General features: G+C 74.2%; 17 protein-coding genes, 1 tRNA gene and 1 pseudogene. 6 read left to right on the forward strand and 13 right to left on the reverse strand.

Annotated elements, in window-relative coordinates; genetic code table 11:
• Positions 1-90 (forward strand): annotated as a pseudogene (locus tag IF06_RS33660) (IS5/IS1182 family transposase); the annotation flags it as partial.
• A 954-nt stretch (positions 91-1,044) separates the two neighbouring features.
• On the opposite strand, the gene IF06_RS0123570 reads toward IF06_RS33660, so the two are convergent.
• From IF06_RS0123570 to IF06_RS0123595, 6 genes are all read right to left on the reverse strand, one after another.
• Positions 1,045-1,118, reverse strand: a tRNA-Ala gene (locus tag IF06_RS0123570).
• Between the two features lie 180 nt (positions 1,119-1,298).
• Positions 1,299-2,081, reverse strand: a complete 783-nt coding sequence (locus tag IF06_RS0123575; RefSeq protein WP_198039681.1) for a hypothetical protein — start codon at positions 2,079-2,081, stop codon at positions 1,299-1,301.
• Between the two features lie 168 nt (positions 2,082-2,249).
• A complete protein-coding gene (locus tag IF06_RS0123580) occupies positions 2,250-2,891 on the reverse strand; it encodes a GNAT family N-acetyltransferase (RefSeq protein ID WP_030273608.1) in 642 nt (213 codons plus the stop codon).
• Between the two features lie 52 nt (positions 2,892-2,943).
• The gene (glp, locus tag IF06_RS0123585; protein ID WP_013473918.1) at positions 2,944-4,257 is read right to left on the reverse strand and encodes a gephyrin-like molybdotransferase Glp; all 1,314 of its coding nucleotides are present in this window, start codon (positions 4,255-4,257) and stop codon (positions 2,944-2,946) included.
• Positions 4,254-5,243, reverse strand: coding sequence for a UTP--glucose-1-phosphate uridylyltransferase (locus tag IF06_RS0123590; RefSeq protein ID WP_013283914.1), 990 nt, complete (start codon positions 5,241-5,243; stop codon positions 4,254-4,256). Before IF06_RS0123590 ends, glp begins: the two co-directional genes overlap by 4 nt.
• Positions 5,244-5,252: 9 nt before the next feature.
• Positions 5,253-7,442 carry a sensor domain-containing diguanylate cyclase gene (locus IF06_RS0123595; protein ID WP_030273610.1) on the reverse strand — a complete coding sequence of 730 codons (2,190 nt, stop codon included), beginning with the start codon at positions 7,440-7,442 and terminating at the stop codon, positions 5,253-5,255.
• 82 nt (positions 7,443-7,524) lie between these two features.
• Here IF06_RS0123595 and IF06_RS0123600 point away from each other — a divergent pair, with 82 nt between their 5' ends.
• Positions 7,525-8,172, forward strand: coding sequence for a 5-formyltetrahydrofolate cyclo-ligase (locus IF06_RS0123600; protein ID WP_030273613.1), 648 nt, complete (start codon positions 7,525-7,527; stop codon positions 8,170-8,172).
• A gap of 218 nt (positions 8,173-8,390) precedes the next feature.
• Here the strand turns inward: IF06_RS0123600 and IF06_RS34450 are convergent, their stop codons facing one another.
• The gene (locus IF06_RS34450; protein ID WP_030273614.1) at positions 8,391-8,615 is read right to left on the reverse strand and encodes a hypothetical protein; all 225 of its coding nucleotides are present in this window, start codon (positions 8,613-8,615) and stop codon (positions 8,391-8,393) included.
• A gap of 365 nt (positions 8,616-8,980) precedes the next feature.
• Between IF06_RS34450 and IF06_RS0123610 the strand changes: the two genes are divergently transcribed.
• Positions 8,981-9,457: a hypothetical protein gene (locus IF06_RS0123610; protein ID WP_013283910.1), complete on the forward strand. Its 477-nt coding sequence runs from the start codon at positions 8,981-8,983 to the stop codon at positions 9,455-9,457.
• A gap of 5 nt (positions 9,458-9,462) precedes the next feature.
• Here IF06_RS0123610 and IF06_RS34000 read toward each other — a convergent pair whose 3' ends face one another.
• Positions 9,463-9,639 carry a hypothetical protein gene (locus IF06_RS34000; protein WP_174361685.1) on the reverse strand — a complete coding sequence of 59 codons (177 nt, stop codon included), beginning with the start codon at positions 9,637-9,639 and terminating at the stop codon, positions 9,463-9,465.
• A 186-nt stretch (positions 9,640-9,825) separates the two neighbouring features.
• Between IF06_RS34000 and IF06_RS32875 the strand changes: the two genes are divergently transcribed.
• Entirely contained in the window at positions 9,826-10,380 is a 555-nt protein-coding gene (locus IF06_RS32875) for a hypothetical protein (protein WP_030273616.1), read from the forward strand.
• A 10-nt stretch (positions 10,381-10,390) separates the two neighbouring features.
• On the opposite strand, the gene IF06_RS0123625 is transcribed toward IF06_RS32875, so the two are convergent.
• Positions 10,391-10,873: a DUF2231 domain-containing protein gene (locus IF06_RS0123625; protein WP_030273618.1), complete on the reverse strand. Its 483-nt coding sequence runs from the start codon at positions 10,871-10,873 to the stop codon at positions 10,391-10,393.
• A gap of 161 nt (positions 10,874-11,034) precedes the next feature.
• On the opposite strand from IF06_RS0123625, the gene IF06_RS0123630 reads away from it, so the two are divergent.
• Both IF06_RS0123630 and IF06_RS0123635 read left to right on the forward strand, forming a co-directional pair.
• A complete protein-coding gene (locus tag IF06_RS0123630) occupies positions 11,035-11,463 on the forward strand; it encodes a Fur family transcriptional regulator (protein ID WP_013473912.1) in 429 nt (142 codons plus the stop codon).
• An 80-nt stretch (positions 11,464-11,543) separates the two neighbouring features.
• On the forward strand, positions 11,544-12,395 hold the full coding sequence (locus IF06_RS0123635) for an oxygenase MpaB family protein (RefSeq protein ID WP_030273620.1): 852 nt from the start codon (positions 11,544-11,546) through the stop codon (positions 12,393-12,395).
• 13 nt (positions 12,396-12,408) lie between these two features.
• Here IF06_RS0123635 and IF06_RS0123640 read toward each other — a convergent pair whose 3' ends face one another.
• The 4 genes from IF06_RS0123640 to IF06_RS0123655 form a co-directional block, all read right to left on the reverse strand.
• Positions 12,409-13,242: a RecB family exonuclease gene (locus tag IF06_RS0123640; RefSeq protein ID WP_232236761.1), complete on the reverse strand. Its 834-nt coding sequence runs from the start codon at positions 13,240-13,242 to the stop codon at positions 12,409-12,411.
• 124 nt (positions 13,243-13,366) lie between these two features.
• The gene (locus IF06_RS0123645) at positions 13,367-13,981 is read right to left on the reverse strand and encodes a MarC family protein (RefSeq protein ID WP_013283903.1); all 615 of its coding nucleotides are present in this window, start codon (positions 13,979-13,981) and stop codon (positions 13,367-13,369) included.
• A gap of 31 nt (positions 13,982-14,012) precedes the next feature.
• Entirely contained in the window at positions 14,013-14,879 is an 867-nt protein-coding gene (locus tag IF06_RS0123650; RefSeq protein ID WP_030273624.1) for a PHP domain-containing protein, read from the reverse strand.
• Positions 14,880-14,889: 10 nt separating this feature from the next.
• Entirely contained in the window at positions 14,890-16,107 is a 1,218-nt protein-coding gene (locus tag IF06_RS0123655) for a hypothetical protein (RefSeq protein WP_232236754.1), read from the reverse strand.
• Position 16,108 lies beyond the last annotated feature (1 nt).

Genomic DNA, 16,108 nt, shown 5'->3' on the forward strand with positions numbered 1-16,108 from the left:
AAGCTGCGCTGCTGCCCACGCCGAGCGACCGCGATCGTGCAGGCCATCCTCGTCCTGCACCGCGTCGAAGCCGACCGCTACGCAGGATGAAAATGGCTCCATCAAAGACGATTTTCGATACAATCAGCACGCCTGCAATTGCCGCAATTCATCTGGCCAATCACACGGAACGCTGGTGCCGCAACGGTACGGGCGCTCCTGGCAGCCACAACAGGTCGAGCGGGTGGCAAAATCGCGCCTGTTCGGGGCGGCCCGACTGGTTTGTCGGCTCATTGTGGGGCGCTGGCCGACGACGCCCGGATCCCCCGGTCGGCCGGAACTCTAAACGCGATTAACAATAAGGAAGTCAGGAGTGCCGATCGAATCCCGGGGGCCATTGCCGACAAACTGGATATCCCAAGCATCGGCAACAAGTCACAACATTTTCTTGAATAGCGAAGACTTCCGGTTGTCGCCGTCTCGGACGCTAATGCTCGGCAACAAACGCCCTCATAAACACCGCAAAGGGCGAGCGGCGACGCCGCCGAGCAGGTGGCCCAACCGGCCTGGAAGACGGCTCGAGACGGCGCCAGGCACCCGACTTTCGGCGCGCTGTTCGCCTGCTGGTCGGTGGCGCGACACAGCAGATTTCGGATCCTTCACCCTCGCGGTCGCCCTTGACCCGCCCGACTACTGTCGCAGCGGCTGTTCCTGTCGTGTCGGCGTTGACCACTCGGACGTCTATCTCAACAGCTTCATGAGTGTGTCAGGGACTCGTGACGGGTCTTCTCGTAGGCGTCGGGGCTGACGTTACCCAGACGGCCGTGCCGGCGCCGTGGGCCGCAGAAGCCTTCGATGGAAGAGAAGACGACCGTTTCCAGTTCGTGCCGTCACGGCCAGGCGCGGGTGTAGACCAGTTCGGTCGTGAGGGTGGCGAAGACCGTCTCGGCCATGGCGTGTCGCACCGCCGCGGGTGAGCGCCCACCTCACGATGCGCCCAAGCCACTTGCTGCAGAAGATCAGAAAAGGCCGTCCCCCACCACGGGAGACGGCCTTTGAACTGGGTGGAGCTGAGGGGATTTGAACCCCTGACCCCCTCGATGCGAACGAGGTGCGCTACCGGTCTGCGCCACAGCCCCTCCGCCGGCGAACCAGCGTCGGTCCCACCCGGCTTTCACCGGGCGGGCCGACGACAAGGCTAACAGGTCGCGCCCCCACGACGCGAACCGCCCCGCCGCCCCGTAGATCTTGGAAGGAAAAGGCCCCCGGAGGGGCCCAAACCTTCCAAGATCGCCACCAGCAAGGCGCCGGCACGGCGGTCAGGCGCCTCGGCCGGACTGGTAGGGGCGTCCGCGCAGGCCGCCCGCCCGCCGGTAGGACACCGAGCCGCCACTCGCCGCCGGTGGCAGGTCCGCGGGACGGTCCAGCCCCATCGCCGTACGCCGGACCGCCTCGCGCTGGGCGGCCAGCCGGCGCTGCGCCTCCCGTCGGGCCGCCGCGCGCCGGGCCTGCTCGCGGCGCACCTCGGCCTGGCGGGCGGCCAGCCAGGCCGCCTCCCGGGCGTCCGCGCGCCGCCGTCGGCGTTCGGCCAGGGCGCGCTGCCGCAGGTGTACGACGTACGCGACGAGCAGCGCGCCGGTGACCGAGACGCTGATCCAGAACCCGGGTCCGACGAGCACCACGCCGCCCAATTCGACCAGGTTGAGCAGCAGCAGCGCGGCCAGCACCCGGCGCCGGCGGTAGATCGCCGGGGTGTGCCGTCGCCGGGGCGGGTGCCGTCGGCGGGACTGGGCCGGCACCGCGGAGACGGGCCGGAGTCGCCCGGAGCGTCGGCGCAGTGGCGGTGCGGAGACCGGACGGGCAAGACGGCCCGTGTCGGAGTCTTCACTGAGGGTCACGACGAGGGAGCGCGGCGGGTGCAGCGGTCGCCGCCCGGGCACGGTGCGCCGTCGACGCCGGCGCTGGAGCACCCGCGCCGTCGACTGCGCCCGCTCCGCCACCAGCCGCTCGGTGGCGTCGTACCGGCGGACCAGCGCCGGAGCGAGGGCGAGCAGACCGGCGGCGGCGAGGACGGCGAGGAGCACCGACGTGGGCACCCTCACCCCTCCCGTCACCAAAGTTCTCCGGCGAGCACCGCCGCCGCAACTTCTTCCGTCTACCGTCGTTTACGGCGCACTTCGTGCGGGCGGGCAGCGCTTGCCACAGCTTGCAGTTACTTGAGGTTACGGGCCGCCGACCCGGTTCACAGTGCGCCGCGCCGGGCGTTCGCCTCAGCGGCGGTTGTCACGTACGCGGTGCCACCGCGCCAGCAAGCCGCCCTCGGCTACTACTTCCTCGCCCGTCATCGCGTATCCGATGTGGTCCCGCCACGCGCCGTCGATGTGCATGTAGCGCACGTGATAGGCCTCCTCGCGGAAGCCGAGTTTCTCCACCACCCGCCGGGAGGGCATGTTCTCCGGCCGGATGTTCACCTCGATCCGGTGCAGACCGCCCGGTCCGAACGCGTGGTCCACGGCGAGCGCCACAGCGGTCGGGATCACGCCGCGACCGGCCACCCTGGAGTCCACCCAGTAGCCCACGTACCCGGAGCAGAACGCCCGCCGCACGATGCTGCCCACGTTCACGTGGCCGACCAGCCGCTCCTGCCCGTTCTCGCGGAGGCAGACGGCGAACGGCATGCCCTCACCGGTACGCGAGGACTTGCGCTGGTCGGCGTGCACCAGGCGGAACGCGGCGGGCGAGTTCGTCTCGTACCAGCCGCCGGGCACATGGGACTCCCACGGCGCCAGCCACTCGCGGTTCGCGCGCCGGATCTCCGACCAGGCGGCGGCGTCCGAACGCCGGTACGGCCGCAGCACCACCGGGCCGTCCACCAGCACCGCCGGCCACCCCGGCGCCCGCCGGAACCTCACCGAGCTTGCCTTTCGCTCGCGACTGCGGGGCTCGCAAGCTCACTCCTCGCGCTCACCGGCGCCGGTCCAGCAGGAGCACGTCCACCGTAGACCCGGCAGCCGCAGTGGTGACCCGCTCGCCGAGAACCAGCAGGCCGTTGGCCTCGGCCAGGCCGGAGAGCGTGTACGGGCCACCGGCGAGCGGCTGCACGGTGTACCCGCCGCCGCGCCGCTCGGCCACGTGCGCGGGCCGGAACTCGCGCAGCCCCACCGGGGACGAGACCGTCTCCAGCAGGTGCGCGCGGACGCTCGGCCGGAACACCGGCTCGGCCCCGGCCAGCAGCTGGATGGCCGGGCGGGCCAGCACCTCGAAGCCGATCAGCGCCGCGCCGGGCTCACCGGGAAGACACACCACCGGCACCTCCTCGGCGCCGACCGTACCGAACCCGAGAGCCGTTCCGGGATAGAGGGCCACCTCTGTGAAGGCGACCGGCCCGGCGCGCCCGCCGTCGCGGCGGGACAGGATGCGGCGGACCATGTCGCCGGGACCGGTGCCGGTGCCGCCGGTGGTGATGATCAGGTCGGCGCGCAGCGTCTGGTCCTCCAGCAGGCCGCGCAGCGCCTCCGGGTCGTCGTCGCAGATCCCCACCCGGTACGCGAGCGCGCCCGCCTCCGCCGCTGCCGCGGTCAGCGCGTGCGAGTTGGTGTCCACCACCTGGCCGGGCTGGCTGCCCCGGCCCACGTCCACCAGCTCGTCGCCGGTGGCCACGATGACCACGCGCGGGCTCGGCCGCACCACCACGTGCCCGATGCCGGTGGCGGCGAACACCGCGACGAGGGCCGGTGAGACGTACGCCCCGGCGCGGGCGAGCAGCGTGCCGGCGACGAGTTCATCCCCGGCGCGGCGCAGGCCGTACCCCCGTTTGGGGGCGCGGAAGATCTCGACGGCGGCCATGCCCTGGTCGGTCCACTCCACCGGGACGACCACGTCCGCGCCGATCGGCAGCGGCGCGCCCGCCGCGACCGAGAAGCAGGCGCCGGGGGTGAGCCGCACCGGTCGCCAGCTCGCCGCGCCCAGGTCACCCACCACGTTGAGGCGGATGCTGCGGCCGCCGGGCATACCGGAGGGGGCCGGGACGTAGCCCGGCCCCCGACTCCCACCGGAGATGTCCTCCCAGCGCGCGGCGTACCCGTCCACCGCCGCCTGGTCGAAGGCGGGGTACGAGTGCGGGGCGACCACGTCCTCGGCGAGCACGTTGCCGTACGCCTGGGTCAGGTCGAGGTCGAGTGGAGGCAGCGCGCGTAACCTGCGCAGCACACTGCCCAGGTAGTCGGCGAGCGGCGTCAACTCGTTCGCGGCCGCCTCGGCGTCGGCCGTCGCTGTCATGTATCGGCACCGCCGGACGCGTCGCGGATGCCGTTGAGGACCGCGGCGGTGACCGTCTCGTCACCGTTGTTGACGAACTCGGTCAGCCACTTGCGGAACTCGGCGCCCAGGTCCTCCCGCTCGGCGGCGATCTGCACCACGGTCTGGAGGTAGCCGAGCGGCATGCCGGTGTCGTAGCGGGTGCCCCGGTAGACGATGGCGTGCACCGGCACCCCCTCGGTACGCAGCAGCTCCATCGCGTCGGTCAGCTGGATCTCGCCGCCGCTGCCCGGTCGGGTACGCCGGATCGCGTCGAAGATCTTCCCGGGGAGCACGTACCGGCCGAGGACGGCGAGGTTGCTGGGGGCGTCCTCCGGGCTGGGCTTCTCCACCATGCCGGTGACCTTGACGACCTCGGCGATGTCGGAGTATTCCGACTCGGCCGGCTCGACCGACGCGATGCCGTAGCGGCTGGTCTCGGCCGGGTCGACCTCGAAGAACGCGAGCACCACGCCGCCGGTGCGGGCCTGGAGTTCCAGCATGGCCGGCAGCAGCGGCTCGGAGGGCTTGACGAACTCGTCGCCGAGCAGCACCGCGAAGGGCGCGTCGCCGACGTGCGACTCGGCGTACCCGACGGCGTGACCGAGGCCGAGCTGTTCCGGCTGGCGGACCGTGTAGATCGCGGCGAGTTCCTCGGTGCGCTTGACCTCGGCCAGCAGCTCGGGCTTCTTGGCGAGCCGTTCCTCCAGGTCCGGCCGGCGGTCGAAGTGGTCCACCATCGAGGTCTTGCCGCGACCGGTGATCAGCAGGATGTCGTCGATGCCGGCCTGGGCGGCCTCCTCGACGATGTACTGCAGCACCGGCCGGTCGACGACCGGCAGCAGTTCCTTGGGAACCGCCTTGGTGGCCGGCAGGAACCGGGTGGCCAGGCCGGCGGCCGGGATCACGGCCTTGACCGCGCGGGAGCGACCGGGGGCCGCTGAGGGGTTCGCTGAGTGCTCCGACATGTCGCGAGACTATCGGCCACGGCTCTGCCGCGGCGGGTGAGGACCGGAAGACGCGCCGCCCTGGACGGTGCCCGCCGGGTCCGCCGTGCCGGCCCGGGGCAGCCCGTCCGGCGGGCTGACGCCGGCGGCCACCACCGGGATCTCCTGGGTGGGGACCGGATCGGGCACCGGGGCGAGCCGGTAGCCGTCGCGTCCGGCGGCCTTCGCCGCGTACAACGCGTCGTCGGCGGCGTCGAGCACCTGCTGGCCGCCGGCCGCGTGGTCCGGGTAGACGGCGATGCCGATGGAGACGGTCACCGGCACCCGCACCGGCTCGTCACCGCTCCCCTCGACCGCCACCGGCTGGTCGCGTACCACCGCGCCGAGCCGCTCGGCGACGATCGTGGCGCCCCGGGCGTCGGTCTCCGGCAGCAGCACCACGAACTCCTCGCCGCCCTGCCGGAACGCCAGGTCCACCTCGCGGATCACGCCGCGTACCCGGCGGGCGAACTCGACCAGCACGGCGTCCCCGGCGGCGTGCCCCCAGGTGTCGTTGACGTTCTTGAAGCGGTCCAGGTCGAGCGCGAGGACGCTGAGCATCCGGCCGAACCGGTTCGCCCGCTCCACCTCGCGGCGGATCGACTCGCGCAGGTAGCGGTAGTTCCACAGCCCGGTCAGCGGGTCGGTGAGGGAGAGCCGTTGCGCCTCCTCGTGCACCCGGACGTTCTCCACGGCGACCGCGGCGTGCCCGGCGAACGTCCGCAGCGTCACCACGTCGTCGTCGTGGAACTCGTGCCCGCCGAGCCGGTCGTAGAGCACGAGCACGCCGAGCGCCGCGCAGGCCGAGCCGGGCGGGTCGCCGTCGGCGGGCGGATGGCCGGGCCGGTCCGGGCCGCGCGGTTCGGCGCCGCCGGGGGTGGCGAACGGCACCGCCACGTACGTCTCGCAGGACGGCTCCCCGGTCGGCGTGTCCGGCGGCGCCCACCGTCCGCGCAGCGGTTCGCCGGTGGCAGCCACCGCGCCGAGCACCCCGGCGCCGACCGGCACCCGCAGCGTCGCCGGGTCGGCCGGGTCGCCCGTCGGCCGGCGTCCGGTCAGACCTTCCACGCACCGGCCGACGAGTACGCCGTCGCCGTCGACCAGCAGCACCGCGCCGGCCCGGGCACCGGTGGCGGCGATCGCGCTGTCCAGGATCACCCGCAGGATGCGTTGCAGGTCGTGCGTGCTGGCGAGCGTGTCGCCGAGCACTGCGAGGTGGTTGCGGAGCTGGTCGCGGCTGCTGGTCAGCGCCGTCACGTAGGTGCCGGTCTCCCGGGTCATCCGGTTGAACGCGCTGGCCAGCCGTCCGATCTCGTCGCGGCTGCGCACCGGCACCCGGGCGCTCAGGTCGCCGCGCGCCACCCGGTCCACCGCGCCGGCCAGCTCACCGAGCGGCCGGGTGGTCACCCGGGCCAGTCGCCAGGCCGCGAGCACTGCGAGCAGGGCGGCGAGCGCGACCGCGGCGATCAGCGCCCCGTACAGGCCGGGCGCACGTTCCCCCGGCACCGACAGCACCAGCGGCAGCGGCTGACCGGGAGACGGGCCGACCCGGCGCACGTACCGGCCGTCGCCGGTCCCGGTCACCCGGTTCCCGTCCGCCTTGCCGGCGGCGGCCAGCACCGCTGCGCGTACCCCCTGGTCCTCGGTCGTGTGGGTGATGCCACCGGGATCGTCGAGGAGGGTGACCCCGACGCCGGTCACGGCGGCGAGCCGCGCCACGAAGGCCCGGTCGACGGGCTGGGCGGCGGCGACCGCGCCCAGGTCGGTGCCGGCCGGGTCGCGGAGCCGGACCTGGGCGGCCAGCGCGGCGACACCGGTGGCGGGCGCGCCGGCGCAGTCCTGCCAGCGCCCGGCCGGCCCGCCGGGCGTGGTGTAGGTGGTGCGGCCGGCGGCGTCGGCGATCAGCACGGCGGCGGCCAGGCCCCGGGCGACCACCTGGTCGGCCGCGCGCGACCGGACGACCGGGTCGCCGACCAGCGCGACCGCGTCGGCCGCCGCGCGGAGTTGCTGGCAGAGTGCGTCGATCGAGGTACGGACACCGGCCGCGGCCAGGCCCAGCCGCTCGGTGGCGCGGCTGTGGTCGACGGCGCTGAGCGTGGCCCCGACGAAGAACGCGCCGAGCAGGACGGGGCCGAGGACCACCGCGAGGAAAGCCGCCGTCAACCGCCCGCGTAGCGTCAATCTTCCCCCCGGAAGTTCCGCTCCCTTGGTGCGATGCTGACACAGAGCGACCATTAGGCAAGCGTTGCGTCAGGAGTGTTGCGTGCCGGAATTTTCGGATGAAGCGCACGATGCGAAGCGGGAGATGCGCATCGCGCTACTCGCCGCGCGCCGGTCGCTGTCCGCGGCCGACCGCGCGGTGGCGGCGACCGCCGTCCAGGCCGAGCTGGTGACGTTGGTACGCCGGCTGCGCCCGGCCAGGATGAGCGCGTACGTGCCGGTCGCCTCGGAGCCCGGCGGGGACGACCTGCCGGACGTGCTGCGCGCCGCGCTGCCGCCCGACGCCGAGTTGCTGCTGCCGGTGCTGCGCGAGGACCTGGACCTGGACTGGGCCCCGTACACCGGCCCGGAGTCGTTGCGCGCCGCCGGCCGGGGCCTGCGCGAGCCGACCGCACCGCCCCGGGGGCGTGCCGCGGTGGCCGGAGCCTCCCTGGTCGTGGTGCCGGCGGTCGCGGTGGACCGCCGCGGCATCCGGCTGGGCCGGGGCGGCGGCTCGTACGACCGCGCGCTGGCCCGGGTGCCCGCCACCGTGCCGACAGTGGCGCTGCTGCACGACGGCGAGCTGGTCCCGGCGGTGCCCGCCCTGCCGCACGACCGCCCGGTGCACTGTGTGATCACTCCGGCGGACGGGCTGGTGGCGGTCCCGGGTGTGGGCCCGGGCGCTTCCGCTGGACGAACCCGGGGGTCATGACGCACCATTGGCACTCGAAGTCCACGAGTGCCAGAAGGCCGTGCCGAAGATCCGGAGGAGAACGTGCCCACGTACCAGTACGCCTGCACCGCGTGCGGCCACCAGCTCGAGGCGGTGCAGTCCTTCTCGGACGAGCCGCTGACCGAGTGCCCGGCGTGTGAGGGGCGGCTGCGAAAGCTCTTCAACTCGGTAGGCATCGTGTTCAAGGGCTCCGGCTTTTACCGCACGGACTCCCGTCCGTCCGGCTCCGACAACGGCGCCTCGACGAGCAAGCCGGCCAAGTCCGAGTCGTCCTCGTCCTCGTCGTCGTCGGACTCCTCGTCCTCGTCGTCCTCCTCGTCCGGGTCGTCTTCCTCATCCGGTTCGTCTTCTTCGTCCGGATCCGGGTCGACGGCGAGCAAGGCGCCGGCGGCGTCCAGCTCGTCCTGACCCGCCGCTCGCACGCGACACGTGGCCGTTCCCGCTCGGGGGCGGCCACGTTCCGTTTGCGGCGGATGCTCGCCGGCTCGGGCAGGCTGCTGCTCGGCCGGTGGCGGATGCTCGCCACCTCGGGGAAGTTGCTGCTCGGCCGGTGGCGGATGCTCGCCACCTCGGCGAGGTTGCTGCATCCGCCAGCCCGGAAGCAGCAACCTCCCCGAGCTGGCGGTCCCAGCCGTACCGGACGTCCGCTGGTGACGGCGGGCCTCCCCGGGGAACGGTTTTCCACTAGCCGGCGGGTTATCCACAGGGGCGGGCGATGGGGCGGCGCGCGTCGGGAGGCCGGGCCTAGCCTGCGGGTCGGACGGTTGACCGGCGGCGGGAGGCAGCGGTGGCGGATGGCGAGGCGACGTTGCGTCCGGTCCGCTGGCGCGGGCTGCCCCGGCGCCGGACGCTGCTGCGGGTGACGCTCGTCGCGGTGCTGCTCGGCCTGGCCGCTGCGGTGCTCCGGACGCCGCCGTCCTGCCCACCACCCCGCGTCCTGCCGGCCGCCTCGGCGACGGCGTCGCCGTCCGGCGGCACCCCCGCCCTGCCGGCCGGTGCGGTCGGCGTGCCGATCCGGCTGGCCGAGCCGGCCGCGCTCGCGGTGCTGCGCCCGGGTGCCCGCGTCGACCTGCTCGTCGTGCCGGCCGGCGGTTCGCCCGACCCGACGCTGCTAGCTCCGCGCGCGCTGGTGCTCGACGTGGTCGGCGCCACCGGCGCGGTCGACGGCTCCTCTGCGCTCTACCTGGCGCTGCCGCCGGAGCAGGCCAGGCGGGCGGTCGGGTTGCCGGAGGGCAGTCGATTCGCCGTGGTGGTACGCGGCTGACGCGATCAGCCCCAGTGCGGGGGGCGTTCGGCGAGCAGCCAGTCGTCGTTGCCGCCGGGGCGCTCGCCCCAGCCGCGGTCGGTGTCGTCGCTGGTCTGCTCGGGCAGCACCACGAAGTCGTCGCTGAGGTCGACCACGCGGTCGTCGTCGTCGCGCGGTGTCCGGATGGCGGGGTCGGTCACGAGCAGCAACGATACCGCCGAACGGGGCGCCGGCTCGATCCCCGGGACCGGCCGGATCGTCCCGAGCCCGGCCGTACCGGGCCGGGAGCCGTCGGAACGCCACACACCGGGCGCGACGGGCCGGGGTGGCGGTGATCGACGCGTCGGGCGGCCGACCGGCCCGGGGCGTTGGTAGCGTCGGACGGCGTGACGACGCCGAGCGGTGGCAGCCCCGACGACGAGACCTGGCGACGCCCGGACCAACCGGCACCCGCCGGGGAGAACGCCCCCGGGGCGGTCCCCCGGGACAGCGCGGACAGCGCGGACGCCCACCCGGCCGGTCCCGGATCTCGGCCGGGTGACGCCAATAACGCCGGCGGAGACCGTGAACCGGACCGCACCGCCGAACCGGCCGGGACCGCCAGCCCGTGGTCACGCGAGGCGGCCACCGACAGCCCGTGGGCCCGGCCGGAGGCGGCGGGCGGCTGGACGGTGGCCGGCGGCGCGTGGCCGGGGTCGCCCGGTGGTGGCCCACCGCCCTCGGGGTACGCGGGACCGCCGCCGAGCACGCCTCCGCCGCCCGGCTGGCGGCCACCGGTACACGTGCAGCCGTCACCGCCCCGACGGCTCCCGCCGCAGGACATGGCCGCGATGGACCAGGCGGAGCAGCGCGCGCAGCGGCTCACCTACGGCATCGGGGCCGCCGTCGCAGTGGTGCTGGTGCTGCTCACCTGCCTGCTCTGCTCGCGGGTGCTGTTCTGAGCCGTACCGGTCAGACGACGCCGTCCCAGACCATCTTGGCGCCGCTGTCCCCGGTCAGGTAGACGTACACGATCGCGAAGACCGCGAGCACCGCCACCACGACGGTGAGCACGATCGGGAGCCAGCGGGGCAGGTTCCGGCCCGCGACGAGGCGGCTCGTCGACAGCACGAGCAGCAGCGCCACGACGCCGAGCCCGAGCGCGAACCAGAACAGCGTGTCGCCGTACTCGGCGTGCTCGTGGATCTGCTGGAGCCGGTCCGGCGGGTAGCCCTTCGCGCGCAGGGCCTCCTCCAGCTCCTCGCCGGACTCGGTCGCCACCCAGGCGACGATCGGGGTGACCACGGCGAGCGCCGCGACCGCCCAGCCGAGGCGGGGCCGCCAGCGGGGCAGCACCCCGTACGCGACGGCGAGCAGTGCCAGCAGCGGCACCAGCACCACCGCCGCGTGGATGACGAGCACGTGGACGGGCAGACCGTTGATTTCCCTGAACACCGACACCTCCGGCGAGTGGGTGGTTTGGCGCGCTCAGCGTACGGCGTCACGCCGTCTTCTTCGATACACGCGGGCACGGCGGTGCCGGTTCACCTGTGGCCCCGGCCACGGGTGAACAACGCTCGCTTGTCGGCCCGCCTGAGCCGTGCTGTCATGGATCCATGTCCACAGGTGAGGAGCTGCTCCGGTCGAGGGGCCTACGGGTCACCCGGCCGCGTCTCGCCGTGCTGGACGTGCTCTCCGCCGGCGGTCACCTGGAGGTCGACGAGATCACCCGGCGGGTCCGCCGGCGGATCGACTCGGTCTCCACCCAGGCCGTCTACGACGTCCTCGGCGCCCTGTCCCGGGCCGGGCTGTCCCGCCGGATCGAGCCGGCCGGCAGTCCCGCGCGGTACGAGGCCCGGGTCGGCGACAACCACCATCACGTGGTGTGCCGGGGCTGCGGGGAGATCGCCGACGTGGACTGCGCGGTCGGCAGCGCCCCCTGCCTGGACCCGAACGTGGCGCACGGCTTCGAGCTGGACGAGGCGGAAGTGACCTTCTGGGGCCTCTGCCCTACCTGCCAGTCCCGCCGCTCCGCCGACGACTGACCGCCGCACCGACGACCGCCGCACGTCGACTGGCCGCCGCACCGAGGACGGCCGACGACGGCGCGTGGCACTCTTGATCGGTGGACACCGAAGACCTCGGCCTCTTCGGTCCGGGATCGGTCACGTGGAAGGTGCACGAGGAACCGATCCTGATCGTCGCCGGCCTGCGCTCGCTCTACCTCCAGGCGCTGCACCCCCGCGCGATGGCCGGCGTCGCCCAGAACAGCAGCTACCGAACCGACGCCTGGGGGCGGCTCGTCCGCACGGCGACGTACGTGGGAACGACGATCTACGGCACCACGACCGAGGCGGAGGCGGCCGGGCGACGGCTGCGCGTGCGGCACGCCCGGATGCGCGCCACCGACCCGTTCACCGGTGAGGAGTTCCGCGTCGACGATCCGGAGCTGCTGCGCTGGGTGCACGTCACCGAGGTCGAGTCGTTCGTGAGCACCGCCCGGCGGTCCGGGCTGGCGCTCACCGACGACGAGGTGGACGGCTACTACACCGAGCAGCGCCGGTCGGCGGCCCTGGTCGGGCTGGACCCGGACGACGTGCCGGGTACCGCCGCCGAGGTGGCCGACTACTACCGGGACGTACGCCCGCAGTTGCGGATGACCCGGGAGGCGGCCGAGACCGCGTTGTTCCTGACCGCGCCGCCGATCCCGTGGAAGCTCAGCCTGCCGGCGCGGGTCGGCCTGAACCTGGGTCCGCCGCGCTGGGCGTACTTCGGGATCGCCGCCACCGCGCTGGGGATGCTGCCGCCGTGGGCGTTGCGGCTCTACGGCGGGCTGGGCCTGCCCACCACCGCTTTGTCGGCGGACCTGAGCGCGCGGGCGCTGCGGCTGGCGCTGGCCGCGGTGCCCCGGCGCTACCGGGAGGGCCCGTTGCAGCAGGCCGCCAAGGAACGCGCCGCCCGCCTGACCGCGGCCTGACGGCGTCGCGCACTCACTCCGGGTCGGCGAAACGCTCGACTGCGGACCAGGGCTCCTTGCCCGGGGTCTGCACGCCGGTCGGGCACGTACGCCGGTAGTCGCACCAGCCGCACCGCGGGCCCGGCTCAGTGGGGAACGCCGCGTCGGGGTCGGCGCCGTCGGCCACCGCGCGCTCGGCGGCCATGATGTCGCGGGCGGTGTCCTCGGCGCGGGTGAGCTGCCGGTTCAGGGACTCCGGCGTGTGCTCGTGCGCGGCGACGGTGCCGGTCGGCAGGTGGTGCAGCTCGACCCGGCGGCACGGCTTGCGGAACACCCGCTCGGCCGCGTACGCGTAGAGCGCGAGCGCCTGCGAGCCGCGCGCGTCGTCGGCGTCGAGCCCGGTGCGGCCGGTCTTGTAGTCGACGATGACCAGCTCGGGCCGCCCGTCCGGGCCGGGACGCGAGTCGATCCGGTCGGTGCGGCCGTTGAACGCGAGCACCGCGGTCTTGACCGCGACCACCCGTTCCACGCCGAGCGGCTCGTCGGCCGGGTCGAGGCCCGCCACGTAGCTCTCCAGCCAGGTCAGCGCCCGCCGGAAGGCGTCGCGCTCCTGCTCGTCGTCGCGATAGCCCTCGCGGACCCAGGTGCCCTTGAGCAGCGTGCCGAGCACCTCGGGGCGGCGGCGGTCGGGGGCCAGCGCGTACCAGTTCTTCAGCGCGGTGTGGACGCTCGCGCCGAGCGAGTTGTGCGCCCACGGCGGGCCCTTGGGCGGCGCGGGCCGGTCCACGTAGGCGTAGCGGTAGCGGCGGGGACAGTCCGCGTACGCGCCGAGCTTGCTCGGTGTGCAGACGAACAGGCGTTCCGGCATGCCCTCGAAGCCGAGCTGCTCGGACTGCTCGGCGCGGGGTCGGGGAGCCTTGGAGCCGCTGGCTGCTGACTGTCGTCGCACCCGAAGAATCCTGCCATCCGGGTACGACAGCGGACGGACCCGCTCAGGCGTTGTTGAGGTACTGGGTCACGAACGCGGCGATCGCGTCGGCGATGAGCTGCACCGCGATGGCGGCCAGCAGCAGACCGGCGATCCGGGTCAGCACCTCGATGCCGCCGGGGCGCAGCACCTTGACGATCCCGCCGGAGAAGCGCAGCACCACCCAGACCGTCACCATCACCGCGACGATGGCGAGCCCGATGGCGAGGTAGTCGACGGCGCCGCCGGCCTGCTGCACGAACAGCATGGTCGCCACGATGGCGCCCGGCCCGGCCAGCAGCGGGGTGCCGAGCGGCACCAGCGCGATGTTGGAGGTGACCTGGTTGCTCGGGTCGTCCGCCTTGCCGGTCAGCAACTCCAGCGCGACCAGGATCAGCAGCAGGCCGCCCGCCGCCTGGAGGGCGGGCAGGTCGACGTGCAGGTACGCCAGGATCGTCTGCCCCGCCACCGCGAAGATCACGATGACCCCGAGCGCCAGCGCCACGGCCTGCCAGGCGGCCCGGTTCCGGTCGCGTGCGGGCAGCGGCCCGGTCAGCGCGAGGAAGATGGGCATCATTCCGGGCGGGTCGACGATCACCAGCAGGGTCACGAAGACCTCGCCGAAGAGCTTGAGATCCACGCGGACACGGTAGCCGTGCCGTCGGATCGCTTCAGCTCGAAGCGACAGGGGTCACCCCGCGGGCCTGCGCGACGATCCGCTCGTACGCCTCGGGGTCGGTGGTGTGCGCGCCGAGCCGGACCGTCTTGTGCGTGCCGTGGAAGTCGGACGAGCCGGTGACCAGCAGTCCCAGGTCGGCGGCGAGCCCGCGGACGTGCTCCCGCTCGGCCGGGTCGTGGTCCTCGTGGTCGGCCTCCAGCCCGGCCAGGCCGGCCGCCGCCAGGTCCGCGATCAGCTCGTCCGGCACGATCCGGCCGCGCCTGCTGGCCCTCGGGTGGGCGAAGACGGGCACGCCACCGGCCGCCCGCACCAGCGCCACCGCCTGGAACACCTCGATGTCGTCCTTCGGCAGCCGGTACCGCTCGCCGAGCCAGTCCGGCCCGAACGCCTCGGTGGTCGTGGTGACCAGACCGGCCCGGATCAGCGCCTGCGCGATGTGCGGGCGGCCGACGGTGCCGCCGCCCGCGCCGGCCAGGATCTCCGTCCAGCTCACCGGGATGCCGTCGGCCTGGAGCAGCCGGACGATGCGCTCGCCGCGTTCCTCGCGGGCCCGGCGGACCCGGGCCAGTTCCGCGGCCAGGTGCGGCTCGGCCGGGTCGAACAGGTACGCGAGCAGGTGCAGCGGGATCGCCGGTTCGGCGCCGAACCACCGGCAGGAGATCTCCGCGCCGCGGATCAGGGTGAGGCCGGGCGGCAGGGCGGCGACGGCGGGCGCCCAGCCCGCGGTGGTGTCGTGGTCGGTGAGTGCCACCACGTCGAGCCCGGCCTCGGCGGCGGCCCGGACCAGTTCGGCGGGCGTCAGGGTGCCGTCGCTGGCGGTGGAGTGGGTATGCAGGTCGATGCGGGCGGGGACGCTCACCCGCCCGACGCTACGCCCCGTCCGGCACCGTGGGGACGTCGGCCACCACCACCGGGCGGTCCTCCGGCGCCAGCCCTTCGACCTTCGAGGCCGTGGGCCGGTCACCGGCCAGCACCCGCTCGGGCTTGACCCGGACCAGCCCGCCGCTCGCGTCCACGTGCAGCGCCACGCCGCCCCGGGTCCAGGCCACGCCGCCGGCCAGCACCGGGCCGGCCGGGTGGGTGACCGGGCTGGCCGGGTCGGCCAGGTCCACCAGGAGGGCGGTGCGCGACGTGCCGTTGGCGAGCAGCCACCGGCCGTCGAAGGAGACGGCGCCGAGTCCGTCGGTGGCCAGCTTCAGGCCGCATCCGGTACGCACCGGGGCGAGGTCCCGGGCCGGGTCGAGCAGGGCCAGGCAGAGCTGCTGGTCCCGGCCGGCGGCGACCAGGCCGACCACCCGCCCGTCGGGCCGGGTGCCGTAGACGGTGCGGACGGCCGGGTTCACCGGGCCCGGCTGCCCGCCCAGCGCGCGGTTCCAGACGCTCATCCCGCCGTCGCCGGGCTGCCGGATCAGCACCGCGTCGCCGCTGAAGCCGACCGGCACGGCGCCCTCCGGCGCGGCGATCCGGACCGGCGCGATGAGCTGGCCGGCGACCACACCGGCGGCGATCACGTCCGTGCCGTCCCGCCAGGCGACCTGGCGGCCGTCCGGGGAGATCGCCACCGCGTCCGCGGCGGCGAGCATGACCTGCGGCGCGGCGCCACCGACCGGCACCCACCAGAGGGTACGGCCGGCGACGGTGGCCGCCGAGGTGAGCAGCCAGCCCTCCTGCTCGTGGATCCGCTGCGCCCGTTCGACGCCGCTCACCCCGGTCAGCTGCCGCCGTTCACCGCCGCTGGTGTCCAGCCGGTCACCGACGAGCAGGTCGAGTTCGGCGCGGACCGGCCCGAAGCGGGTGACCGAGGACGGCCCGGAGGGCGACGGGGACGGGAAGAGGACGGGCGGGTCGCCGAGCACCACTGTGGGCGTGCCGCCGTCGCCGCCGGGCGCGCTGAACTGGGCCACCCCGGTGGTGACGACAACGGTGGCGACCCCGGCCAGGGCCAGGCCGGTGAGCGTGCGCCGCCGGCCCGTGCGCCGCGCCCGGCGCAGGATCTCCCCGGCCGGGTCGGCGGGCAGCGGGCGGGACGTCTCGACGCGGCGGGACAGGGTCTCCCGCAGCGCCCGCTCCAGCTCGTCGTCGCTCACG

The organism is Micromonospora globosa (assembly GCF_000717585.1).
Taxonomy (GTDB): Bacteria; Actinomycetota; Actinomycetes; order Mycobacteriales; family Micromonosporaceae; genus Micromonospora; species Micromonospora aurantiaca.